14 protein-coding genes and 1 pseudogene are annotated in these 17,722 nt (G+C 73.4%); 2 read left to right on the top strand and 13 right to left on the bottom strand.

Annotated elements, in window-relative coordinates; genetic code table 11:
* Positions 1-219: 219 nt before the first annotated feature.
* The 8 genes from ACH4B3_RS18525 to ACH4B3_RS18490 form a co-directional block, all read right to left on the bottom strand.
* Positions 220-1,608, bottom strand: a complete 1,389-nt coding sequence (locus tag ACH4B3_RS18525; protein ID WP_398463932.1) for a protein kinase — start codon at positions 1,606-1,608, stop codon at positions 220-222.
* A 260-nt stretch (positions 1,609-1,868) separates the two neighbouring features.
* Positions 1,869-2,840 (bottom strand): CU044_5270 family protein, encoded by a 972-nt coding sequence (locus tag ACH4B3_RS18520; protein WP_398463931.1) that lies wholly within the window; start codon positions 2,838-2,840, stop codon positions 1,869-1,871.
* Positions 2,833-3,465 (bottom strand): RNA polymerase sigma factor, encoded by a 633-nt coding sequence (locus ACH4B3_RS18515; protein ID WP_398463930.1) that lies wholly within the window; start codon positions 3,463-3,465, stop codon positions 2,833-2,835. The genes ACH4B3_RS18520 and ACH4B3_RS18515 overlap by 8 nt, the downstream gene beginning before the upstream one ends.
* Before the next feature lie 492 nt (positions 3,466-3,957).
* Positions 3,958-6,033: an FUSC family protein gene (locus ACH4B3_RS18510; protein ID WP_398463929.1), complete on the bottom strand. Its 2,076-nt coding sequence runs from the start codon at positions 6,031-6,033 to the stop codon at positions 3,958-3,960.
* Positions 6,034-6,200: 167 nt separating this feature from the next.
* Entirely contained in the window at positions 6,201-6,779 is a 579-nt protein-coding gene (locus tag ACH4B3_RS18505) for an HD family hydrolase (RefSeq protein WP_398463928.1), read from the bottom strand.
* An 80-nt stretch (positions 6,780-6,859) separates the two neighbouring features.
* On the bottom strand, positions 6,860-7,351 hold the full coding sequence (locus ACH4B3_RS18500; RefSeq protein WP_398463927.1) for a hypothetical protein: 492 nt from the start codon (positions 7,349-7,351) through the stop codon (positions 6,860-6,862).
* Positions 7,352-7,396: 45 nt separating this feature from the next.
* Positions 7,397-7,873, bottom strand: a complete 477-nt coding sequence (locus tag ACH4B3_RS18495) for a hypothetical protein (protein WP_398463926.1) — start codon at positions 7,871-7,873, stop codon at positions 7,397-7,399.
* Positions 7,874-7,892: 19 nt separating this feature from the next.
* Positions 7,893-8,621 carry a DNA-binding protein gene (locus ACH4B3_RS18490; RefSeq protein WP_398463925.1) on the bottom strand — a complete coding sequence of 243 codons (729 nt, stop codon included), beginning with the start codon at positions 8,619-8,621 and terminating at the stop codon, positions 7,893-7,895.
* A 696-nt stretch (positions 8,622-9,317) separates the two neighbouring features.
* Here ACH4B3_RS18490 and ACH4B3_RS18485 point away from each other — a divergent pair.
* Together ACH4B3_RS18485 and ACH4B3_RS18480 are read left to right on the top strand one after the other, a co-directional pair.
* The gene (locus ACH4B3_RS18485; RefSeq protein ID WP_398463924.1) at positions 9,318-9,731 is read left to right on the top strand and encodes a hypothetical protein; all 414 of its coding nucleotides are present in this window, start codon (positions 9,318-9,320) and stop codon (positions 9,729-9,731) included.
* Between the two features lie 11 nt (positions 9,732-9,742).
* The gene (locus ACH4B3_RS18480; RefSeq protein ID WP_398463923.1) at positions 9,743-10,030 is read left to right on the top strand and encodes a hypothetical protein; all 288 of its coding nucleotides are present in this window, start codon (positions 9,743-9,745) and stop codon (positions 10,028-10,030) included.
* Positions 10,031-10,359: 329 nt separating this feature from the next.
* Here the strand turns inward: ACH4B3_RS18480 and ACH4B3_RS18475 are convergent, their stop codons facing one another.
* From ACH4B3_RS18475 to iolC, 5 genes and pseudogenes are all read right to left on the bottom strand, one after another.
* Positions 10,360-11,853 (bottom strand): CoA-acylating methylmalonate-semialdehyde dehydrogenase, encoded by a 1,494-nt coding sequence (locus ACH4B3_RS18475; protein WP_398463922.1) that lies wholly within the window; start codon positions 11,851-11,853, stop codon positions 10,360-10,362.
* A 58-nt stretch (positions 11,854-11,911) separates the two neighbouring features.
* On the bottom strand, positions 11,912-13,858 hold the full coding sequence (gene iolD, locus ACH4B3_RS18470) for a 3D-(3,5/4)-trihydroxycyclohexane-1,2-dione acylhydrolase (decyclizing) (RefSeq protein ID WP_398463921.1): 1,947 nt from the start codon (positions 13,856-13,858) through the stop codon (positions 11,912-11,914).
* Entirely contained in the window at positions 13,855-14,769 is a 915-nt protein-coding gene (gene iolB, locus ACH4B3_RS18465) for a 5-deoxy-glucuronate isomerase (RefSeq protein WP_398464164.1), read from the bottom strand. Before iolB ends, iolD begins: the two co-directional genes overlap by 4 nt.
* 417 nt (positions 14,770-15,186) lie before the next feature.
* Positions 15,187-16,071 (bottom strand): annotated as a pseudogene (locus tag ACH4B3_RS18460) (deoxyribose-phosphate aldolase); the annotation flags it as partial.
* Positions 16,072-16,324: 253 nt separating this feature from the next.
* On the bottom strand, positions 16,325-17,359 hold the full coding sequence (gene iolC / locus ACH4B3_RS18455; RefSeq protein WP_398463920.1) for a 5-dehydro-2-deoxygluconokinase: 1,035 nt from the start codon (positions 17,357-17,359) through the stop codon (positions 16,325-16,327).
* Between the last annotated feature and the right edge of the window lie 363 nt (positions 17,360-17,722).

The following is a 17,722-nucleotide window of genomic DNA, read 5'->3' as shown; positions in this document are numbered from 1 at the left end:
CGTCCTGCCGGGCTTCGGGGTACTGGGCCCTGGCCGGAGGCGAGGGGTGTGCGGTCCCCGCGGAAGGGTGGGGTGCCGTTGACGAACCCCGGATCGTCGTCACCCGGCGTCGCGTCCCGGTCCGAAGCCGCGGAAGACCACCGAAGTGCGACGGGTCCGCTCGATTGAACAGACCCCACTGAGGCACCCTCCGTCAGGAGGACAAGCGGGCGGCGGCTGTCAGCCCACGTTGACCCGGAAGGAGAGCCGGTCGCCCTCCGTCTGGACTGCGGCGCCCTGAAGGGTCGGGTCCTTGTACGACGGCACCGGCTCGACAAGGAGGGGGCAGCCATGCTCGTCGTCGAGGCAGCCGCCGAGTTCGGCCCCGAGGGTGTCGACCCGGGCGACGCCCGGCTGCTGCATCATCCACTCTTCGACCAGGGCGACCTGGTCGGCGCAGTGATCGACGCACGGGTCGGGCCACGTGTAGGTCACTTGTGCCCGGTCCTGGTCGATGCGGGTCGTGCTCTGCCGGGAGAAGCCCGTGGGGGCGGTCAGCGCGTCGGCCACACTCCGGTTGGACTCGTACGTGCTGTTGCCGGGCCGCTGGTCGAGGAAGTACCCGGCATACGAGACCAGCGCGATCACCAGTACCGTCACGCCCAGCTTGGCCCACGGGGGGAGACGTCGGCGCCGTGCGGGCCCCGGGCCGGCGGTGGGCCGCGCCGCCGGCTGCTGCACAGCGGGGCTCCGTGCCGGCATCGTGGGGGTTGGGAACGCGGCGGCCCCCGCCATGGCGGGGGCCGCCGCCATGCCGGCGGCCTCGTTCAGCCGGGCCTGCAACTGCTCCATGGTGAGGCGCGCGGCCGGATCCTTGTGCAGCAGTCCGTCGAGTACGGGGCCGAGGGCCCCCGCCCGCACCGCCGGGGCGGGTTCCTCCGTCACGACCGCGACCAGGACCGCGCTGGGTGCCGTCCCCGCGAACGGCGGGCGGCCCTCCACCGCGGCGTACAGCGTCGCACCCAACGACCACAGATCGGACTCGGCCGTCGCGGGCAGGCCACGGACCTGCTCGGGCGCCATGAACGCGGGCGTGCCCATGATCATGCCGGTGGCGGTGAGGGTGGCGTCTCCCTCGAGGGCGGCGATCCCGAAGTCGGTCAGGACGACCCGGTCCTCTTCCAGGAGGATGTTGGCGGGCTTGATGTCGCGGTGGGTGATCCCCATCCGGTGCGCGGCACCCAGCGCAGCCGCCACTTGCCGCCCGACGTCGACGGCCCGCTGGGGCGTGAGCGCGCCCTGTGCCTCGATGAGGTCGGCCAGGGACCCGCCGTTCACCAGCTCCATGACGATCCAGGGCCGTCCGTCGGGGCCGGATATCCGGTCATGAACGGTGATGATCCCCGGATGCTTCAGCCGTGCGGCGGCGCGGGCCTCGCGGTCGAGCCGGGCGATCCAGTTCTGCCGCTCGGCCTCGCCCAGATGCTCGGGCAGCCGCAACTCCTTGACGGCGACGTCCCGCCCCAACTGTTCATCGTGGGCCTGCCAGACGGCGCCCATGCCACCTTGGCCGAGCAGTCGGCTCAACCGGTAGCGACCCGCGAGGAGTTGCCCGTGATCGTCGTCCACGCATGGAATATAGCCGCGCCGGCCGCGCTGGCCCCCCCTCGCATTCCCTTGCCGTGCCGAGCTGGGGCTCTTCGTCCCTGACAGCGTCAGCGACATGCCGTTTCAACCCCGGACCGCCGTATCGACGCGGCGTTCGCGACGCGGGCGGCGAGGTCCTCGGCTGCGGCATCCCCACCGACCTCCCGGAGGCAACCCCCAGGGCCGCCGGCGAGATATGCCGGTGCCGGCGGCCCTGCGGGTCCCGGCCGCGGGACGGCGGCCTACGGGCGCTGCTTCACCCGGTCGACGATCCCCCAGTCCACCACGTGCGACAGCTGGGTGTACTTCTTCTTCCCGGAAGCCGAGGTCCGCTCGTCGCGGAAGCCCAGGAATTCATACGACGCCGGGTCGAAGATCAGGTACCTGCCTTCGGACGATCCGCGCTCGGTATGGGCGATCCCCACCCCGGTCCGCCCGGCGGAGTCCTTCACTCCCGGGATCGTCTTGACGCCGGGCACAAGGGCCAGCGCCTCGTACGCCGCGGGGCGCAGTCCCCGGGGAAGCACCGGGTTCTTCAGGAGCTCGCCGAGCAGCCAGTAGGCCTCGAACCGTTCGAGCTTGTCGAGATCGCTGATCGACCGGTCGTCGGCGCGGGAGCCGAAGGAGAGGATGGCCCAGATGAGCTTCTCCGGGTCCTGGGGCAGCTTCCGCAGCTCGCTCCACTTCCGGGGCGGCCACACTCCGCCGCCCTTCCCCGCGGGCTCCTCCCACATCTCGCGGCCCAGTTCCATGGACAAGGAGCGCTTGGAGACATCCACCGAGTCCCACATCTCGTCGGTGTAGGTCTTGACCTCGCCGGTCTTCTGCTCCGTCTCCTTGATGATCCGCTTCGAGTAGATGAACTGGTCGTCGCGCGGCGCCACCGGCTCCTTCTCCTGCTCGCGCTCCCACGCCGCCGCCCCGTTCAGCACCGTCGCGGCGGCGTTCTCCACCCGCAGGGTGCTCGTGCCCGGTGCGCCGCCCTCGCCGGAGCCGTCCGTGCCGATCAGCACCGCCGTCCCCGCAACCGCCGTGGCGACCACTACGGTCGCCGCGAGGCGCAGTGCATGGCGGCGACCGGGGCGGGTGCCGGTGCGCCGGCCCGCGTGGGCCATCGCGTTGAGCAGCCGGTGCCGGGCCCGGTCCCGGGCCGGACCGGTGAGCGGGGCCGCGTCCGCGTCCCACTCCCTCAAGATTTCGAGTTCGTCATTCATGGTCGGATACCTCTCGCAGTGCCGTCGGATTGGATCCGCCCAATGCTTCGCGCAGCTTGCTGCGAGCCCGGTGCAGCCGTGATCTGACCGTTCCCACGGGGATACCGAGGGCCTGGGCCGCCTCCCCGTAGTTGAGATCCCCCCAGGCCACCAGCAGGAGCACGTCCCGGTGCCGAGCGGGCAGCGCGGCCAACGCCGCCGCCAGCTCTCGGCGTACGGCGTGCGCCACCACCCGGTCCGCGGCCCGGTCGGCCAGCGGCTCGTCGTGGTCGGCGGGGGCCGGGACCCGGGCCATGGCCTTGAACCGGCGGGCCTCGGCCCGCCGATGCCGGCCGACCAGGTTGGTCGCTATGCCGAACAGCCAGGGCCGGGCGTCGGCGCCCGCGCCGCGGGCCGGGTCGTAGCGATGCCGCTGCTGGAATGCGGTGGTGAAGGTCTCCGCCACGAGGTCATCGGCGACCTCGCCGCCGAGGCGGCGGGCCGTGTAGCGGTGCACGGCGTCGGCGTGCCGGTCGAAGAGCGCGGCGAACGCCTCGGGCTCATCCCGGGACCGCGCGATCACTGAGGCGTCGCTCTCCACATCGGCACGCGCGGTGCCGATGCCGACGCCTGGTCCGACGGTCATCGGGGCTCCTCTCGTCCAAGGGACGTTGCTCGAATACTTGGGCTTTCACCTGTCCTTCGCCCATCGCGCCGAAGCGGTTCCCTCAGGCCCCTCGGCGACACCGTGGTCTGCGGCCGCACCCACACGCCGTTCGTCCGCCTCGCCCACGGCCGGCTCGTGATCGACTCCGGCAGCGTCGGCACGCCCTACGCACGGACCGGAGCGCACCGGGCCCTGCTGGGCCCGGGCGTCGGACTCCGCACCACGCTCGTCGATTCGGACTCCGCACCACGCTCTTCGTCATCGAGGCCGCAGCCACCCGACTCGGCTGGGACTCGTCCTGTCCCGACATCACCGAATGGGCCGACCACTTCCCGCACGCTCCCAAGACGGCTGCTGTCCCGACCAGCGAGCCGCCGGCCCCGCCGGGCACGGAACAAGCCGGCAGGATCGGTGAAGCGTCCTTTCCGGCATCCCGGTTCCGGCCCGGCCCCGCCGCGAGGTCGGCCGGCGTCAGCGCGCCCGGTGCGGCAGGGCCGCCGCCAGTTCGTCCAGCGCCTCGGCCAGCAGGTCGGCGCAGCGCACCGCCACCCCCGGCCGCTCCCCGGCGCCCTCCTGCCAGCGCTCCAGCGCGGTCCGCACCGGGTGCCGGGCGAGCGGCCGCGACGCGCGTACCGCGTCCGCCGCCGCGGGCAGGGTCTCGTTCAGCGCAGCGGCGAAGGCACCGGCCTCCGGCGTCCCGGGCGCGTCCGGGTCCGGCAGATGCGCCTCCAGCAGCATGGTGACCCGTCCCATGGCCCCCACCGCCGTGCCCGCCGCCTCCGCGGTGTCCCGCGTGAGGTCGGGGTGCCCGACCGGCTCCTGCTGGGCCCGGGCCAGGCTCTGCTCCCAGGCCGCGCGGGCCGCCCGGGCGTCCAGCAGGGCGTCCCGGACCTCGCGGGGGCGCCGGTCCGCGGGCCGGGCGTGGGCCTCGAAGACGGCGACGGCGTAGCGGCCGTTGGCGGTCACCCAGTCCGCCAGCCGGTTGCGCAGCAGCGGGGTCTCCCAGGCCGGGAAGACCGCGTACGCGGCCAGCGCCAGCGCCCCGCCGAGCAGGGTCAGGGCCAGGCGCTCCGCCACCGTCTGCCCGGCGCCCTCCCCCGCGATGGCGAGCAGGAAGATCACGTAGCCGCTGATGCAGGCCGAGGCGACGGCGTACCCGGTGCGCAGCAGCAGGTACAGCAGGCCGACGCAGAGCACCGCCAGCACCGCGCTGACGACCGCGCCCGGATCGGCCAGGGCCACCACCGCCCCGCCGAGCGCGACCCCGGCCAGGGTGCCGGCGAAGCGGGCGACACCGCGGGCGTAGGTCTGGCCGAAGTCGGGCCGCATCACCATCACCGAGGTCATCGGGGCCCAGTAGCCGTGTTCCCAGGGCAGCGCGGTGACCAGCAGATAGCCGCTGACGGCGACGGCGGACAGGCGTACCGAGTGCCGCAGCACCGGCGACGACCAGCGGGCCTCCCGGCGCACCGCGCGCAGCACCACCGGGACCAGGCCGGGCACCCCGGGGCGGGGCAGATGGCGGGTGGTGTCCTTGCGCCCCTCACTGGTGACCGCCTCCACCGGGCCCTCGGTGGCCTCCACCACGTCGGCGACGAGCGCCATCAGCCGCAGCGCGGCCCGGCGCGGGGCACCGTCCAGCACCGGACCGCCGGCCGGCACCTCCAAGGCGGCCATGGCCGCGGGCGGCAGCCGGACCGGCTCGCCCCGGCGCACCGCGTGCGCGACGGCGTCCAGCACCGACCCGGTGGCCGCGAGCAGCTCCCGTACCCGGTCGCGCTGCGGCCCGACGTGCGGGGCGCCGACGACCGGATCGGCCAGCGAGGCCAGCACCGCCCGGATCCGTTCCACCGGCCCACGCAGGCCGCGCAGCTGCCACGGCCGGTTGCGGGCCTGCCGCGGCGTCAGCGCGGCGGCACCGCGCGCCTCCATCAGCAACTGCGGGTCGAAGGGCGCGGTCGGGTCGTCGCGCAGCCGGCGGGCGTAGTCCGCGACCCCGGCGAGCGCGTCGGCCAGGGCGTCGCGCTGGACCCCCCAGGGGCGGACCGGGAACAGCACGATGAGCGTGGCCTGGACGACGCCGCCGAAGGCGATGAGCGCGGTGTGCTGCACCGCCCCCGCCACCGATGTCGGCAGGGTGACGGTGACCAGCATGACCGCGACCATCTGGGTGGCCACCAGGCCGGACACCGGCCCGACCGCCCACGCCATGCCGGTCAGCAGCGTCCACACCGCCAGTCCGGCGGCGAAGACGGCGGTGTTCGCCCCCGCCAAGTAGCCCAGGAAGGTACTGACGGCCAGCCCCCCGGCGGCCGCCAGCGCCAGCAAGGGGCGCGGCCGCCAGCTCTGTTGGAAGGTGGCCAGGCCGGAGGACATCGCGCCGAACGCGGAGGACACCGCGAGCGCGGGCGAGCCCAGCCACAGGGTGAGCCCGATGACGATCGCGACCCCGCACGCCCCGCGCACGGCGACCAGCGGCTCCAGCCGCGTCCGCTCGATGGTCAGCCCCGAGCGCACGGCCTCCTTCAACGCCCGTGACCAGCTCATACGGGGCAGGGTACGGGCTTGATCCACGACCGGGGAGCCCCTCGCCGGGCCCGCCCGGCTTCGGGGCGGGCTCGCGCTACGCCTTACGCGCAGCGCCCTGCGGCCACACCACGTCGACCGGGATGCCCGCGTGCCGGGCGTGGACGAACACGCCGGTGGTGCGTGACCTATGAGCTTTCGCCGAGCGCGGCGCGAAGCCAGTCGAGCGTTCCCTGCCCGAGGAGCTCATCGGCGAGTCGCTTCCCGGTTTCGGTCAGCAGCCTGCCGCGACTGTTGTCGATCCACCGTTGGGCGCTTTCGTAGCCCTGAGCCTTGTACTCGATTCCCTGGAGGAGACATTCGAGCTTGTCCGCGTCCCGGGCGCACAACGCCTCGGGCGACTCCTTCGCCTCGTACTCAGCCACCAATGTGCGCACCGATACGGCAAGGATGTCCGGCATACCCTCGGTCTGGTCAGCGGTCACCTCCTGCGGATCAGCGCCGGTGGCGTACTTCTTGGCCAGGTGGTTCACATCGCCCGTACGGGTCTCCTGCGAGTCGTGCCAGACCGCCAGGAGCGCGGATCGCGCCGGGTCCGCACCCTCCAGCGTGGCAATGACCGAGGCAATCAGCGAGGTGCGCCAGGCGTGCTCGGCGACGCTCTCCGGGTCCCGCACGCCAGCCATCCACCATCCGGTGCGTCGCGCCTGCTTCAACGTTCCCGCTTCGAACAGGAACCGCGCTACCGCGTGCAGATCGTCAGCCACCGCTCGTCTCCTCTCACGCCTCAGCCAGACCTCAATGGCAGCGCACGCAACTCAGGTACGGCTGCTCCCGGCCATCACGGTCACCGCCCCACGCGCGCCGCGCCCTGCGGCCACACCACGTCGACCGGGATGCCCGCGTGCCGTGCCTGGAGGACCACGTCGGCGGTACCGCCGCCCTTGCCGCTGGGAGGCTGCCCGTCCCAGACCGCGACCAGTCGCTCGGCGCGCTCCAGCAGCACGGAGTTGGCCACCTCGTACGCCTCGCGGTTCGCGGTCTCATGCGGCATGACCAGCACCTCGGCGGCGGCCTCGACGAGGGTGTCGAAGGTGGTGCCGTGGTCCGGCTTGACCTTGGCCCGGCGGTAGTCCTGTGACGGGATCACCACCACCAGCCTGCCGCCGGCGTCGAGCACGGCCTCGGCGAAGAGGGAGTCGGAACCCTTCGCGATGCACGAGAGGCCGACCAGTTCACCATCCGTGTGGGATGCCAGCAGGGTTTCCAGGGCGCTGCGGACCAGGGGGACGCTGGCCTCGGTGAGGTCCATGTGACCGGTCACGGCGATGGTCGTCACGGGTTCTCCCCATCGGCTCGGCAGCAGGCAGGCAAGGCCTTGAGATCAGTCACGGCTGCTCCCCGCCGGCCAGATGCGGCGGACCGGGACTCCGATCCGGTCGGCATAGGCCACGACGTCGGCTGTTCCGCCGTATCCCCGGGCGGGCTGTCCGTCCCATACGGCGATCAGTTCGTCCGCGAGATCTACCAGAATCTCGCTGCCGGCCATGTGCGCCTGCGAGCCGGAATCGGTCATTCCCGTGGCGTGGACGTCGGTTGCCCGGCCCAGCAGCGTGTCGTACATGGGGTGGTGGTCCTCCGGCAGGCCGTCCCGGTACCGCTCCGCCGGGATGACGACTGCGAGACGCCCACCCGCCTGCAGGACGGCCTCGGCGAACCAGGCGTCAGGACCATCGGCGATACAGGAGACTGCCACCAGGTCGTCTGGCCGGTGACGTCGAATCTCCTCCTGGATTGCTGTGCGAACGAGCCGTTCAGTGGCTTCTGGCAGGCCGCGATGTCCGGTGATACCGAGTTTCATGGGCGTCCCTCCACGTGGTTCACAGGTAAATGCCGTGCAACTGATCGTCGAAGTCCCTGACGACCCTGGGTGGCGTGGTCGAGGTACAGGTACGCCGCAAGGCCCTCGCGCTCTCGATGATCCTGCCCGACTTGAACCGCACGCCCGTCGCCAGCGCGCGGGCGGCCAACACGAACGCACCATCGAGTCGACCTGCCGACAAGTGAGCCGTCGCGAGGTCGAGCGTGAGCAGGGCACGTTGCTTTTCGTGACCGGATGCCAGAGCCGCAGCAGCATCGTCCTGGGCGCCGAACACCCAGCTCGCCGCACCGAGTTTCGCTCCGCAGGACATTCGCATCGCCGCCACCTTGCTGGCGTCGAAGGTGAACACCCAGGGCCACGGGGGCGGGTCCTCGTGGGGGACCATCTGAGCGTCGCGCGCAGCGGCGGCAAGCGCCTCTTCGGCAGCGGCGCGGTCACCGGCAGCCGAATACGCCAGCGCTTCGACCGCCCACAGCCAGGCCGTGCAGATCGCCGGTTGTCGATCGTCGAGCTGGCGGCGGGCAGACCGGACCAGGCTGAGACCTTGAGCGGTGTTGCCCGCATGAGCCTCGAACTGGGCCAGACTGCCCATCTGGTAAGCGGCGAGCAGGCGGTTGCCTGAGCTGCGTGCGGCCTTGATCGCGGTGCCGTACCACGTTCTGGCGGAGCCGTGATCGCCCATGTCCCAGGACAACCACCCGGCCAGCGAAGCGACTTCGCTCCCCACAGCTGCCAGTCGTGCTCGATGCTCGGAGCTCTGGGTCTCGCCCGCGATGGTCCGGGCGAGGCGGAGATGTGCCAGTACGGGCTCGGTCAGGTGTCGGGACGGGGTCGTACCGTCTATACGGCGGAAGGCCGTGGTAGCAGATCGGAGCGCCGATATCTGGCTGCCGTCCGCCGGATGCGCTTGTGCTGTGGGAAGTGCTGCCAGCACCGGTGTGGTCGCCACAGCCGCTGCCCCGGCGAGGAAATTACGTCGCTCCACTGAGGTCCCGTCGGTTTCGGTGGCAGAGACCACCGCATGATCCGCTAGGCCCACCAAGCGCGGAGGGACGTGAAGGTGTGTGGCGACTCTTGCCAGAAGCGTCATGTCGTAGGAGGAGGTCCCGCGGCCTTCAAGTCGCGAGATCGCGGACTGACTGACCCCGCACGCCTCTCAGAGTTGACGCTGGGATACGCCGGCGGCAGTTCGGGCGAGCCGCACCACCCGGCCGTATTCGCCTCGCCGTGCGGCGTCCCGGACGGCCTGCGCTGACCAGTTCACAGCCTCCACCCCCTGCCTCATTCGTACCTGGCCCTCTTCCATCGCCCACCACCCCTATGCGGGGAACGCATAGATCCATGCGTCCAGCGGGTCGACACTGGCGAGCAGCGATCACAGGCGGTTGTGTCTCCTCACTACCCGTGATGGGGAAGGGGACGCATGAGCAACGCATCGAATTCATGGACACCGCACCACGGCACTGAGGTCGCAGCGCTACCCGCCGGCAGATGGTGGAAGGCGGTACGCGTCCCTGCGCACATCGGCGAACGGGCCCTGGCCCTGCTCGGGGAGGACAGCGGGGCCGTCATCCAGGACTGGCGCAGCATGTACTGGCTGGTGCCGGCCGGGGCGGGGCCGTGCCCGGAGTTGCGGGCGGTCGCGGTGCTGCCCGCGTCCGACGCCGAGCGGGTTTACGTCGGGGTGCCGCCGGTGCACTGGACCGAGGGGCCGGGGCTGCGGTGGCGGGTGCCGGCCGGGCGGGAGCTGACCGACACGGACACGCTCTTCCTCGCGCTGCGGATCGCGACCAGCACCGCACCGGACACCACCTCGGCACCGGAGGCCGTCCGTTGAGCCGGGTCCGGATGCGGTACGTCGACATGTCGATCGCCCCGGACCCGGACGCCGAGCCGTACCTCCTCCAGGTCGAGTGCACCACCTGCGGCGCCGCGTCCGGCCCCGTGCCGGAGCGAGTGGCGGGCGAGCGGCGGGACGAGGCCGGGGACTGGGCGCTGGCCCACACCGGCCGGGTCGACAGCGAGGGACGCCACCACACCGGCTACCGGCTGACCGTGACCATGTTCTGGCGGGTCACCCCGCACGAGGACATCGATCCGCCCGAGGCCGCAGCGCCCGGCCGGCCCGTCGCCTGAGGCGGGCGGCGCACCGGCGCGCCCCGTCCCCCAGGACCCTGCCCCGGCCACCGCATGTCCTGGCGGACCGGGCGGCCGGAGCAGGTGGGCCCCCCAAGGGCCCTTCGCAGTCCCCTCGGGCGTCCCGGACGAGCCGGGACGCCGAGGGACAGCACAGGAGGTCCACCTCGCGCGTGCCCGCACCGGGTGCGGCCCGGCCACCCGTGTCCGGAGGGGTGAGCGGCTTCCCGTGCCGGGGCATGCGGCGCCCGGCATGGCGGAACCCCCGCCGGGCCGATGTCGGCGGGGGTTCCCGGCCCCCGGGGGGAGAGGGGGCCGTCGGGGGTGGGTCAGTGGTTGCGCGGGAAGCCCAGGTTGATGCCGCCGTCGCTGGGGTCGGGCCAGCGGGTGGTGACGACCTTGCCGCGGGTGTAGAAGTGCACGCCGTCGTTGCCGTAGATGTGGTGGTCGCCGAAGAGCGAGTCCTTCCAGCCGCCGAAGGAGTGGTAGCCGACCGGCACCGGGATGGGCACGTTGACGCCGACCATGCCCGCCTCCACCTCCAGCTGGAAGCGGCGGGCGGCGCCGCCGTCGCGGGTGAAGATGGCCGTGCCGTTGCCCCACTTGGAGCTGTTGATCAGCTCGATGGCCTCTTCGTAGGTCTCGGCGCGGACGACGCAGAGCACCGGGCCGAAGATCTCGTCGCGGTAGGCGTCGGCGGTCACCGGGACCCTGTCGAGCAGCGAGACGCCGATGAAGAAGCCGTCCGGGTGGTCCGCGACGGTGTAGCCGGTGCCGTCGACGACGACCTCCGCGCCCTGGGCGGCGGCCCCGTGGACGTAGGAGGCGACCTTGTCGCGGTGCTCGCGGGTGATCAGCGGGCCCATCTCGGAGGACGGGTCGGTGCCCGGACCGATGCGGAGGGCGGTGGCCCGGTCGGCGATCTTCTTCACCAGGTCGTCGCCGATCTCGCCGACGGCGACGACGACGGAGACGGCCATGCAGCGCTCGCCGGCCGACCCGTAGGCCGCGTTGATGGCGTTGTCGGCGGCCACGTCCAGGTCGGCGTCGGGCAGCACCAGCATGTGGTTCTTGGCGCCGCCCAGCGCCTGGACGCGCTTGCCGTGCTCGACCGCCCGGGTCTGGATGTACTTGGCGATCGGGGTGGAGCCCACGAAGCTGACGGCGGCCACGTCCGGGTGCTCCAGGAGGCGGTCCACCGCGACCTTGTCACCGTTGACGACGTTCAGGACGCCGTCCGGCAGCCCGGCCTCGGCGGCGAGTTCGGCGAGCCGGAAGGCGGCCGAGGGGTCCTTCTCGCTGGGCTTGAGCACGAAGGTGTTGCCGCAGGCGATGGCGACCGGGAACATCCACAGCGGCACCATGGCGGGGAAGTTGAACGGGGTGATGCCGGCCACCACGCCCAGCGGCTGGCGGATCGAGGCGACGTCGACGCCGCTGGAGACCTCGGTGGACAGCTCGCCCTTGAGCTTGTGCGTGATGCCGCAGGCCAGCTCCACGATCTCCAGACCGCGGGCCACCTCGCCCAGCGCGTCGGAGTGGACCTTGCCGTGCTCGGCGGTGATCAGCGCGGCGATCTCGTCCCGGTGCGCGTCCAGCAGTTCGCGGTACTTGTAGAGGATCGCGGTGCGCTTGGCCAGCGAGACGGTGCCCCAGCTGCGGTACGCCTCCTTGGCGGCGGCCACCGCCCGGTCCACCTCGTCCGTGGCGGCGAGGGCGACCCGGGTGTCCTGGGCGCCGGTGGCGGGGTTGTAGACCGGCCCGTACGCGCCGGACGCGCCCTCGACGGCCTTGCCGTCGATCCAGTGGTCGATGGTCTTCATGTGCGGGCCTCTCTCGACGGGGGTGCGGGACGGGCGGTGGACGCGGCCGGGCGCGGCGCTAGAGGTGGCGGCGGCGGGCGGCGGCCCGCCGTTCGTACTCCTCGCGCGCCGCGACGGCCGCCGGGCGGGTCGCGGTCTGGGCGACGGGCACATCCCACCACGCCTGAGCGGCGGGCGCGCCCGGCACTGTGTCGGCTGTTTCGACCTCCACATGGACACATGTGGGGTGCCGGGCGTCACGCGCCGCGGCGAGCGCGGCGGGCAGCGCGCCGGCCGTGGTGACCCGGATGACCTCCATTCCGAGGGACGCGGCGTTGGCCGCCAGGTCCACCGGCAGCGGCTCCCCGGTGTAGCCGCCGTCGGCGGCCCGGTACCGGTAGGCGGTGCCGAAGCGTTCGCCGCCGGTCTGTGCGGAGAGCCCGCCGATGGAGGCGTAGCCGTGGTTCTGCAGGATGACGACGGTGATGCCGATGCCCTCCTGGACGGCGGTGACGATCTCGGTGGGCATCATCAGATACGTACCGTCGCCGACCAGCGCCCACACCGGGCGGTCGGGGGCGGCGAGCTTCACCCCGATGGCGGCGGGGATCTCGTAGCCCATGCAGGAGTAGCCGTACTCCAGGTGGTACTGGCGCCGGGAGCGGGTGCGCCAGAGCTTGTGCAGGTCGCCGGGGAGCGACCCGGCCGCGTTGATGATCACGTCCTGGTCGCCGACGACCGCGTCCAGGGCGCCGAGGACCTGGGTCTGGCTGGGTCGCGCGGCCGGGTCGGGCACCGCGTGGGCCGCGTCCACCAGGCCTTCCCAGCGCTCCTTGCCCCGGGTGTACCCGGCTTCGTACGCGGCGTCCACCCGGTGTCCGGCCAGCGCCCCGGTGAGCGCCTCCAGCCCGGCGCGGGCGTCCGCGACCAGGGGCAGCGCGGCGAGCTTGTGGGCGTCGAACGCGGCGACGTTGAGGTGGACGAACCGCACCTCCGGGTCGGCGAACAGGGTCGCCGAGGCGGTGGTGAAGTCGGTGAAGCGGGTGCCGACGCCGAGGACCAGGTCGGCGGTGCGGGCCAGGTCGTCGGCGACCGCGGTGCCGGTGTGGCCGATGCCGCCGACGTCCGCCGGGTGGTCGTGGCGCAGCGAGCCCTTGCCGGCCTGGGTGGACGCGACCGGGATGCCGGTGGCGTCCACCAGCGCCTTCAGTGCGTTCTCCGCCTCGCTGTGGTGCACGCCGCCGCCGGCCACGATGAGCGGGCGGCGCGCGGCGCGGACGGCGCGCGCCGCGTCGGCGAGCGCGGCCGGGTCCGGGGCGGGCCGGCGGACCCGCCAGACCCGGTCGGCGAAGAACTCCGCCGGCCAGTCGAACGCCTCGGCCTGCACGTCCTGCGGCAGGGCGAGGGTCACCGCCCCGGTGTCGACCGGGTCGGTGAGCACCCGCATGGCCTGGAGGGCGGCGGGGATCAGGGCCTCCGGGCGGGTGATCCGGTCGAAGTAGCGGGAGACCGGGCGCAGGCAGTCGTTGACCGAGACGTCGCCGGCGTACGGCACCTCCAGCTGCTGGAGCACCGGGTCGGCGGGCCGGGTGGCGAAGGTGTCGCCGGGCAGCAGCAGGACCGGCAGGCGGTTGACGGTGGCGAGCGCCGCGCCGGTGGTGAGGTTGGTGGCGCCGGGGCCGATGGAGGTGGTGACGGCCTGGGCGGAGAGCCGGTCGCACTGCCGGGCGTAGCCGACGGCGGCGTGCACCATGGCCTGTTCGTTGCGGCCCTGGAGGAACGGGAGGGTCCCGGGCCCGGATTCCAGCAGGGCCTGCCCGAGGCCCGCCACGTTGCCGTGGCCGAAGATCCCCCAGCAGGCGGTGATCAGCCGGCGCCGGGTGCCGTCGCGCTCGGTGTACTGGTGGCCGAGGAACTCCACCAGGGCCTGGGCGACGGTCAGCCGCCGGGTCGGCCCGGCGGTCGGTTCGGGCGCGGTCGTCGCGCCGTGGGGCGCGGCGGCCGCGCGGGCGTCGGTGGCGGTCATCGCGCGTCTCCGGTGGGTGCGGGCGGGGCGGCGGGGGCGGTGTACAGCGGCAGGCGGGGGTCGGTCGGCTGGTCGGGCCAGGTGTCGCGGATCCAGGCGTGGTCGGGGTGGTCGCGGATCAGCCACCGGCGTTCCGGTCCCGGCCCGGCCATGACGTTGAGGTAGTACATGGCATGCCCGGGGGCGGCGATGGACGGGCCGTGCCAGCCGTCGGGGATGAGCACCGTGTCGCCGGTCCGGACCTCGGCGAGGACGTCGGTGCCCCGGCCGCGCCCGGACGGGGAGACGCGCTGGTAGCCCAGTCCGGGGGTGCCGTGCGCGGCGGCGATCTCGAAGTAGTAGATCTCCTCCAGTTCGGACTCCTCGCCGGGTCGGGACTCGTCGTGCTTGTGCGGCGGGTAGGAGGACCAGTTGCCGCCGGGGGTGAGGACCTCCACCGCGATGAGCCTGTCGCAGGCGAACCCGCCGGGCGCCGCGCCGTCCCCGGCGGGGGCGGACGCGAAGTTGTTCACCTGGCGGGAGCAGCTTCCGGTGCCGCGGAGTTCGACGGGCACACCGGCGGCCGGCCCGTAGCGGGCCGGGAGGGCCCGTTCGCAGCGGGCCCCGGCGAGCGCGAACCGGCCGCCGGCCTCGCTGGAGATCAGCGCCCGGCTGTCGCGCGGCAGGTACGCGAAGTCCGTCACCTGGCTGAAGACGTCCGGGCGGCCGTGGAGTGCGAAGGTCAGGTCGGCCACCCGTACGGTGCAGCCGCCGCTCAGCGGGAGCACGATCCATTCGCTGTCCCCGGTGGGGAAGGTGTGCGAACCGTGCGGCGGGAGCGTCAGGACACGCAGCGAGGAGTGCTCCCAGCCGGCCCGCGCGGGGTCGACGTCCACGTCGTACGGCCCGTTCGCCGCCTGTCCGGCCGCCAGGTGGAACGCGCGCCGGTGACCGCTTCCGGTGGTTGCGGTGGTTCCAGTGGTTCCGGTGGTTCCGGTGGTTCCGGCCGTTCCCGTCGTTCCGGTGGTTCCGGCGGGCCCGGGCGCCTCGGCGGTGGCGGACGCGGCGGTGGTCCCGGCGCGCTCCCTGGTGCCGACGGCGCCGCTGGGCTCGGTGATGCCAGTGGGATTCGTGGGGCTGTTGGTGCCATTGGGCTCTGTGGGGCTGTTGGCGCCGGTGGGCTCGGCGGTGCTGGTGTGCTCCGTGGCGCTGTTGATGCCGGTGGTGCCGACGGTACCGGTGGTGCCGGTCCGCCGGGCGCGCTGCGCGGGTTCGCCGGGCTCGGCGGTGTCTGGGGTCGTGGCGGTCACGGTGTGAGTCTTCCCGGGTGCGGGCCGCTCAGCCGCCCGGAGCAGGCCGACGGCGGTGTCCACGGCGGATTCCACGGTGCCCTCCGCCGGGTAGAGCAGGGAGCGCCCGGCCACCAGGCCGTGGACGGTGGGCAGCCCGAGCGCCGCACGCCACCGGTCGTAGACGCCCCGCTGTTCGCGCGCGGAGCTGCCGGTGTCGCCGCCGAGCAGCACCGTGGGCAGGGTGGAGGTCTCCAGCACCGCGGCCATGTCCTCGGGGTCCTCGGTGACCGGGAGCTTGAGCCAGGTGTACGCGGAGGTGCCGGCGAGCCCGGAGGCGACGGCCACCGAGCGGGTGACCGCCTCCGCGCCGAGGTCGTTGACGACCCTGCCGTCCACCCGGCGGGTGATGAAGGGTTCCACGAAGACCGGCAGTTCACGGGCTGCCATCTCGTCGATCGCCCGGGCGGCGGAGACCATGGTGGTGAGCGAGCCGGGGTCCTGGTAGTCGATGCGCAGCAGCAGCTTGCCGGCGTCGAAGCGGAGCCGGGCGAGGTCCTGGGGGCGGTGCCCGGTGAACCGGTCGTCGAGTTCGAAGGCGGCGCCGGCGAGCCCGCCGCGGTTCATCGATCCCATCACCACCTTGCCGTCGAGGGCGCCGAGGAGGAGCAGGTCGTCCAGGATGTCGGCGGTGCCGAGGACGCCGTCCACGCCCGGGCGGGCCAGGGCGCGGCACAGCCGGTCCAGCAGGTCGGCGCGGCTCGCCATGGCCAGCCGCCGGTCCCCGGCGGACAGCACGCCGCGGGCCGGATGGTCGGCCGCGATGATCAGCAGCTGTCCGCCGGGGCCCATGAGCGGGCGGCGGACCCGGCGCGCGGCCGCCTCCGCGATGGCCCCGGGGTGCCGGGCGCGCACCCCGGCGAGGTCGGCGATGTCGATGCTCAAGGTCGCTCCTGGCGTGTGGCGTCGGGCGGGTTCCCGGTGTCCGGGCTTCCGGGTACCCGGGCTTCCGGGGCCGTGTCCGGACTCCTCGGTGTTCCGGCTCTCCCCGGTGTTCCGGCTCTCCGGCGTCCGGGGGCCGGTGTCCGGGCTCTCGGGCGTCGGGGCCGAGTCCGGGGGCCGGTGCCCGGGCTTTCGGGCGTCGGGGCCGTGTCCGGGGCCGGTGCCCGGGCTTCCGGGCCGGCGGGCGGCAGCGCGGTCAGCCCGGTCCGAGCAGCTCCGCCACCTCCGCCGCGGTGGGCATGGCGGAGGAGCAGGCCAGCCGCCCGGCGACGATGGCGCCCGCCGCGTTCGCGTACCGCAGGGTGCGCTCCAGTTCCCAGCCGGCGAGCAGCCCGTGGCAGAGCGCGCCACCGAAGGCGTCGCCCGCGCCCAGCCCGTTGACCACGTCCACCTCGACCGGCGGCACTTCGGCGGTGCCGCCGTCCCGGTGGGCGGCGAACACCCCCTTGGGGCCCTGTTTGACCACCGCGAGCTCCACCCCCGCGTCCAGCAGGGCCCGCGCACAGGCGGCCGGTTCGCGGAGCCCGGTGGCGATCTCGCACTCGTCAAGGTTGCCCACGGCCACCGTGGCGTGTCGCAGCGCCCGGGCGTAGTGCGGCCGGGCCTGGTCCGGGTCGCGCCAGAACATCGGGCGCCAGTCGAGGTCGAACACGGTGTGCCGGACGGTGGCGGGCGGCCCCGCCGGGTGCGCCGGGGACCGGTCCCCGGTACCGGACGCGGGGGCGGCTTCCGGCCGGGGCGGGGCCGGCGCGGCGCCGCGGGCCGCCAGGGCGGCCAGCGTGCTGGTCCGGCTGGGCTCCTCGCACAGCCCGGTGCCGGTCATCCAGAAGATCCGGGCGGCCCGGACGGCGTCCAGGTCGAGCTCGTCCGGGTGGATCTCCAGGTCCGGTGCCTTGGGCTGCCGGTAGAAGTAGAGCGGGAAGTCGTCCGGCGGGAAGATCTCACAGAAGGTCACCGGGGTGGGGTACGCGGGCACCGGGGTGACCCAGCGGTCGTCCACGCCGAACTCGCCCAGAGCCTGGTGGAGGTAGTCGCCGAACGGGTCCGCCCCGGTGCGGGTGATGACGGCGGTACGGCGGCCCAGCCGGGCGGCGGCCACCGCGACGTTGGTCGCCGAGCCGCCGAGGAACTTCCCGAACGTCTCGACCCGGGACAGCGGGACGCCGGTCTGGAGGGGGTAGATGTCCACTCCGATGCGGCCCATCGTGATCAGGTCGTACGGCTCGCTCATATGCGCCCCTTCGTGGAGGACCACGGACCCGGACCCGGCCCGGGGACACGGGCCGGTCCGGCCCGGGGCCCGGCCCGGCACCTCAGGTCTAGACGCGCGCGCGACCCACTGTCAAGGATTGTCCTTACATACTGACGTCAGGACCGGACGGCTCCGGGCCCGGCCGCGCGGCGCCCGCTCGCGCCCGCACGTCCGGACGTCACGCCATCACGTCACGCGTCACGCGTCACGTCATGCCGTCATGCCGTCATGCCGTCATGCCGTCATGCCGTCATGACAAAATCCGGTCGATCGTCGGCCGCCACCCCGACGCGCCGTCAGCTGACCATACGTCCGTATGTCCTGACCTGGCCTTGACGGCCA

The organism is Streptomyces sp. NPDC018031, from assembly GCF_044327625.1.
GTDB lineage: Bacteria > Actinomycetota > Actinomycetes > Streptomycetales > Streptomycetaceae > Streptomyces.
This window is presented reverse-complemented; position numbering and strand designations above follow the sequence as displayed.

What these genes read in the sequence shown, in the direction of transcription:
- ACH4B3_RS18475 (WP_398463922.1), bottom strand. Translation starts at nt 11,853, where the DNA reads ATGAAGACCATCGACCACTGGATCGACGGCAAGGCCGTCGAGGGCGCG.
- iolC (WP_398463920.1), bottom strand. Translation starts at nt 17,359, where the DNA reads ATGAGCGAGCCGTACGACCTGATCACGATGGGCCGCATCGGAGTGGAC.
- ACH4B3_RS18515 (WP_398463930.1), bottom strand. Translation starts at nt 3,465, where the DNA reads ATGACCGTCGGACCAGGCGTCGGCATCGGCACCGCGCGTGCCGATGTG.
- iolD (WP_398463921.1), bottom strand. Translation starts at nt 13,858, where the DNA reads ATGACCGCCACCGACGCCCGCGCGGCCGCCGCGCCCCACGGCGCGACG.
- ACH4B3_RS18485 (WP_398463924.1), top strand. Translation starts at nt 9,318, where the DNA reads ATGAGCAACGCATCGAATTCATGGACACCGCACCACGGCACTGAGGTC.
- ACH4B3_RS18510 (WP_398463929.1), bottom strand. Translation starts at nt 6,033, where the DNA reads ATGAGCTGGTCACGGGCGTTGAAGGAGGCCGTGCGCTCGGGGCTGACC.
- ACH4B3_RS18495 (WP_398463926.1), bottom strand. Translation starts at nt 7,873, where the DNA reads ATGAAACTCGGTATCACCGGACATCGCGGCCTGCCAGAAGCCACTGAA.
- ACH4B3_RS18480 (WP_398463923.1), top strand. Translation starts at nt 9,743, where the DNA reads ATGCGGTACGTCGACATGTCGATCGCCCCGGACCCGGACGCCGAGCCG.
- ACH4B3_RS18520 (WP_398463931.1), bottom strand. Translation starts at nt 2,840, where the DNA reads ATGAATGACGAACTCGAAATCTTGAGGGAGTGGGACGCGGACGCGGCC.